This is a genomic window from Streptomyces sp. MnatMP-M17, from assembly GCF_900091995.1.
Taxonomy (GTDB): domain Bacteria; phylum Actinomycetota; class Actinomycetes; order Streptomycetales; family Streptomycetaceae; genus Streptomyces.
Genome location: NZ_FMDK01000938.1, coordinates 1 through 4567 on the forward strand (window position 1 = coordinate 1; position 4567 = coordinate 4567).

Genomic DNA, 4567 nt, shown 5'->3' on the forward strand with positions numbered 1-4567 from the left:
CGGCCCCGGCCGGCCGCCGGTTCGCCGACGTACTGGCCGAGCTGACCGGCCGCCCTGCCCTCGCCGCCCAGCTTCCCGAGGCCCTGCCGGCCCATGGCGCGCTGCTCGCGGGCGACTTCGCGGGCGGCGCCGATCCGGACGACTTCTTCCGCGACCGGGTCGAGGAACGTCAGCCCTTGCGCGCCCGTATCGTCCTGCTCCGCGACCGGCCGGTCGGTGGACTCACCGCGGCGCCCGCGGCCCGTGAACTCGCGCTGGGCCATGACACGGCCATCAGCGAACTGGAGCCGGAGGAAGGCAGCGAACTCGAAGCCCTCGCCGAGCTGATCGCCGTCACCGACTTCGCCACGGTCTATCTTGCCCTCGCGGGCGGCGCCCAGGCATGACCCGGCGCCGGGGAGCCTGGAGCCAGAGGCCGGCGCGTCGCAGACCGGAGCGCCGCAGACCAGGACGTCGAGGAGCCGAGGTCACGCCACCACAGCACGCCACCGTTCCGCCAGTTCCCTCACCACATACCAGCCCGTCACCACGTACCAGAAAGCTCATCCCATGGACCGCCTCTCGAATACCGTGCGCCCCTACGCCTGGGGCTCCACGACACTCATCCCGGAACTGCTCGGGACCGCTCCCACCGGCGAGCCCCAGGCCGAGATGTGGATGGGCGCCCACCCAGGGGCTCCGTCGCGCCTCGACCGCGGCTCCGGCGAGCAGGCGCTGTCCGCCCTGATCGACGCCGATCCCGAGGCGGAACTCGGCGTCGCCGCGACCGGTAAGTTCGGCCCGCGCCTGCCGTTCCTCCTCAAGCTCCTCGCGGCCGGCTCGCCGCTCTCCCTCCAGGTCCATCCCGACCTCGCCCAGGCGAAGCAGGGTTACGCGGACGAGGAGAGCCGCGGCGTCCCGATCGACGCGCCGTACCGCAACTACAAGGACGCCAACCACAAGCCCGAACTGATCTGCGCCCTCACTCCCTTCGACGGGCTCTGCGGCTTCCGCACTCCGGACGAGGCCGCCGAACTGCTCGCACGGCTGGACGTCGACTCCCTCAAGCCGTATGTCGACATCCTCCACGCCCATCCCGAAGAGGCCGCGCTGCGCGAGGTCCTGACCGCCGTCCTCGGCGCCGATCCCGCCGAGATGGCCATCACCGTCGCCGAGGCCACAGCGGCAGCCGAACGCCTTGGTGGCGACTACGCGCCGTATGTGTCGATCGCACACAACTACCCGGGCGACGCCGGTGTCATCGCCGCCATGCTGCTCAACTACATACAACTCCAGCCGGGCGAGGCGCTCTTCCTCGGCGCGGGCGTTCCGCACGCCTATCTCAACGGCCTCGGCGTAGAGATCATGGCCAACTCGGACAACGTCCTGCGCTGCGGCCTCACGCCCAAACATGTGGACGTTCCCGAACTGCTCAGGATCGTGCGCTTCGAAGCGACCGAGCCCGCGGTGCTGCGCCCGGAGGCCTCCGCCTCGGGCGAGGAACTGTACGAGACGCCCATGGACGAGTTCCGCCTGTCCCGCTATTCCCTGGACTCCCCGAACTCCCTCGCACCGTGTGACCTCACGGCGGACACTCCTCAGATCCTGCTCTGCACGGCCGGCACACCTCGGGCGAACGGCCTCGAACTGACTCCCGGCGCCTCGGTCTTCGTTCCCGCGGGAGAGAAGGCCGAACTGTCCGGTACGGGCACCGTGTTCCGTGCCACTGTCGTGGTCTGATGCACCACTCACCCCAACGGCTGCAACAATGTCCCGCCGTACCGCGGCGCCAGGGCCGCAGCACCTAGGAAGGGACACCACGCACCCATGAGCGCGTCAGGCGGAACCAAGGCGATCGTGGCGGCACTCGGCGCCAACCTCGCGATCGCAGTAGCCAAGTTCGTGGCGTTCGCGTTCAGCGGTTCGTCGTCCATGCTCGCGGAGGGCGTGCACTCCCTCGCCGACTCCGGCAACCAGGGACTGCTCCTCCTCGGCGGCAAGAAGGCGCAGCGCGAGGCGACTCCGCAGCATCCCTTCGGCTATGGCCGCGAGCGCTATATCTATGCCTTCCTGGTCTCCATCGTGCTGTTCTCGGTGGGTGGCATGTTCGCCATCTACGAGGGTTACGAGAAGATCAAGCACCCTCATGAGATCGAGGCCTGGTACTGGCCGGTCGGAGTGCTCGTCTTCGCGATCATCGCGGAGTCGATCTCGTTCCGTACGGCCATCAAGGAGTCCAACGCCACCCGCGGCTCCCTCTCCTGGACGGAGTTCGTCCGCCGCGCCAAGGCACCCGAACTTCCCGTGGTGCTTCTGGAGGACCTCGGCGCACTGGTCGGTCTGGTCCTCGCGCTCTGCGGTGTCGGTATCTCCCTGGCCACCGGCGAAGGCGTCTGGGACGGCATCGGCACGCTCTGCATCGGCGTTCTCCTCATCCTGATCGCGCTGGTCCTGGCCGCCGAGACGAAGTCCCTCCTCCTCGGCGAGGCCGCGGGCACGGAGGACGTCGAGAAGATCAAGGCCGCGATCGTCGACGACGACGTGGTCACCGGCATCATCCACATGCGTACGCTCCACCTCGGCCCCGAGGAACTGCTCGTCGCGGCCAAGATCGCCGTCCAGCACGACGACACCGCCGCCGAGGTGGCCCGCGCGATCGACGCCGCCGAGTCCCGGATCCGCGAAGCGGTCCCGATCGCCCGGGTGATCTATCTGGAGCCGGACATCTACAACGAGTCGGCCGCCGCCGCGGGCGCCAATCCCGGAAAGACCGCGGGCGGCCCGACGCCGGACACCGTCCACTGAGACCTCCGCGACCGTCCGGCCTCTCTTTGACTTGATCTCGTCGCCCTCTCTTCCCCGTTCGACTGTGGGCCGCTGGGCCGATCGGTGTAGATTCGTGACCAGTGCCAGACGTCGCTGCTGATGGCGGTCGGGCGGTCCGCCCACGGACCGTCCGAGGGAGAGAGGGCCTCCGACGGACTGTGCCCGCGAGCGCTCGGGCATTCGTATGCCCTTCGCCGCAGAGCCAGCCGTACGCACCCACCCTCGACCCGATTCACGAGGAGCAGCTCGTTATGACGACTGTCGCCAACCGACAGGACTTCAAGGTCGCCGACCTCTCGCTCGCCGAGTTCGGCCGCAAGGAGATCACGCTCGCCGAGCACGAGATGCCCGGTCTGATGTCGATCCGCAAGGAGTACGCGGCGACGCAGCCGCTCGCCGGCGCCCGCATCACCGGCTCGCTGCACATGACGGTGCAGACCGCGGTCCTCATCGAGACCCTGACCGCTCTTGGCGCCGAGGTCCGCTGGGCGTCCTGCAACATCTTCTCCACCCAGGACCACGCCGCCGCCGCGATCGCGGTCGGGCCGAACGGCACCCCGGACGCCCCCGCCGGCGTCCCCGTCTTCGCCTGGAAGGGCGAGACGCTGGAGGAGTACTGGTGGTGCACGGAGCAGGCCCTGACCTGGCCGAACACGCCCACCGGCGGCCCGAACATGATCCTGGACGACGGCGGTGACGCCACCCTCCTGGTCCACAAGGGCGTCGAGTTCGAGAAGGCCGGCGAGGCCCCGGACCCGTCAACCGCGGACAGCGAGGAGTACGGGTACATCCTGGGCCTGCTCAACCGCACCCTCACGGAGGGCCCGCAGAAGTGGACCCGGCTCGCGTCCGAGATCCGCGGTGTCACCGAGGAGACCACGACCGGTGTGCACCGGCTGTACGAGATGCAGCGTGACGGTGTCCTCCTGTTCCCGGCGATCAACGTCAATGACGCGGTCACCAAGTCGAAGTTCGACAACAAGTACGGCTGCCGCCACTCGCTGATCGACGGCATCAACCGCGCCACCGACGTCCTGATCGGCGGCAAGGTCGCGGTCGTCTTCGGCTACGGCGACGTCGGCAAGGGCTGCGCCGAGTCCCTGCGCGGCCAGGGCGCCCGCGTGATCATCACCGAGATCGACCCGATCTGCGCGCTCCAGGCGGCGATGGACGGCTACCAGGTCTCCACGCTCGACGACGTCGTCGGTATCGCGGACATCTTCGTGACCACGACGGGCAACAAGGACATCATCATGGCCTCGGACATGGCCAAGATGAAGCACCAGGCGATCGTCGGCAACATCGGCCACTTCGACAACGAGATCGACATGGCCGGTCTGGCCAAGGTCGAGGGCATCGTCAAGGACGAGGTCAAGCCGCAGGTCCACACCTGGACCTTCCCGGACGGGAAGACGCTCATCGTCCTGTCCGAGGGCCGTCTGCTGAACCTGGGCAACGCGACCGGCCACCCGTCGTTCGTGATGTCCAACTCCTTCGCGGACCAGACGCTGGCCCAGATCGAGCTGTTCACGAAGCCCGAGGAGTATCCGACCGACGTGTATGTGCTGCCCAAGCACCTGGACGAGAAGGTCGCCCGCCTCCACCTCGACGCGCTCGGTGTGAAGCTCACGACGCTCCGCCCGGAGCAGGCCGCGTACATCGGTGTCGATGTCGCGGGCCCGTACAAGCCCGACCACTACCGCTACTGATCCGCGACCGACCTGCCGCCACCGACCGGCCCGTCCCGGCAGCCCCCCCGGCC

Annotated in this window: 4 protein-coding genes; all 4 read left to right on the forward strand. The window is 68.6% G+C overall.

Translation table 11 applies throughout. From position 1 onward, the window contains the following. Nucleotides 1-386 (forward strand): SIS domain-containing protein (locus GA0115259_RS33740; RefSeq protein ID WP_272921249.1); only part of this gene is annotated, 386 nt, incomplete at its 5' end. A gap of 163 nt (nucleotides 387-549) precedes the next feature. Then, nucleotides 550-1719, forward strand: coding sequence for a mannose-6-phosphate isomerase, class I (gene manA / locus GA0115259_RS33745; RefSeq protein WP_093603972.1), 1170 nt, complete (start codon nucleotides 550-552; stop codon nucleotides 1717-1719). 87 nt (nucleotides 1720-1806) lie between these two features. After that, nucleotides 1807-2784: a cation diffusion facilitator family transporter gene (locus tag GA0115259_RS33750; protein ID WP_093603974.1), complete on the forward strand. Its 978-nt coding sequence runs from the start codon at nucleotides 1807-1809 to the stop codon at nucleotides 2782-2784. Nucleotides 2785-3056: 272 nt separating this feature from the next. Then, a complete protein-coding gene (gene ahcY, locus GA0115259_RS33755) occupies nucleotides 3057-4514 on the forward strand; it encodes an adenosylhomocysteinase (RefSeq protein WP_093603976.1) in 1458 nt (485 codons plus the stop codon). Nucleotides 4515-4567: the final 53 nt, after the last annotated feature.

What these genes read in the sequence shown, in the direction of transcription:
- ahcY (WP_093603976.1), top strand. Translation starts at nt 3,057, where the DNA reads ATGACGACTGTCGCCAACCGACAGGACTTCAAGGTCGCCGACCTCTCG.
- GA0115259_RS33750 (WP_093603974.1), top strand. Translation starts at nt 1,807, where the DNA reads ATGAGCGCGTCAGGCGGAACCAAGGCGATCGTGGCGGCACTCGGCGCC.
- manA (WP_093603972.1), top strand. Translation starts at nt 550, where the DNA reads ATGGACCGCCTCTCGAATACCGTGCGCCCCTACGCCTGGGGCTCCACG.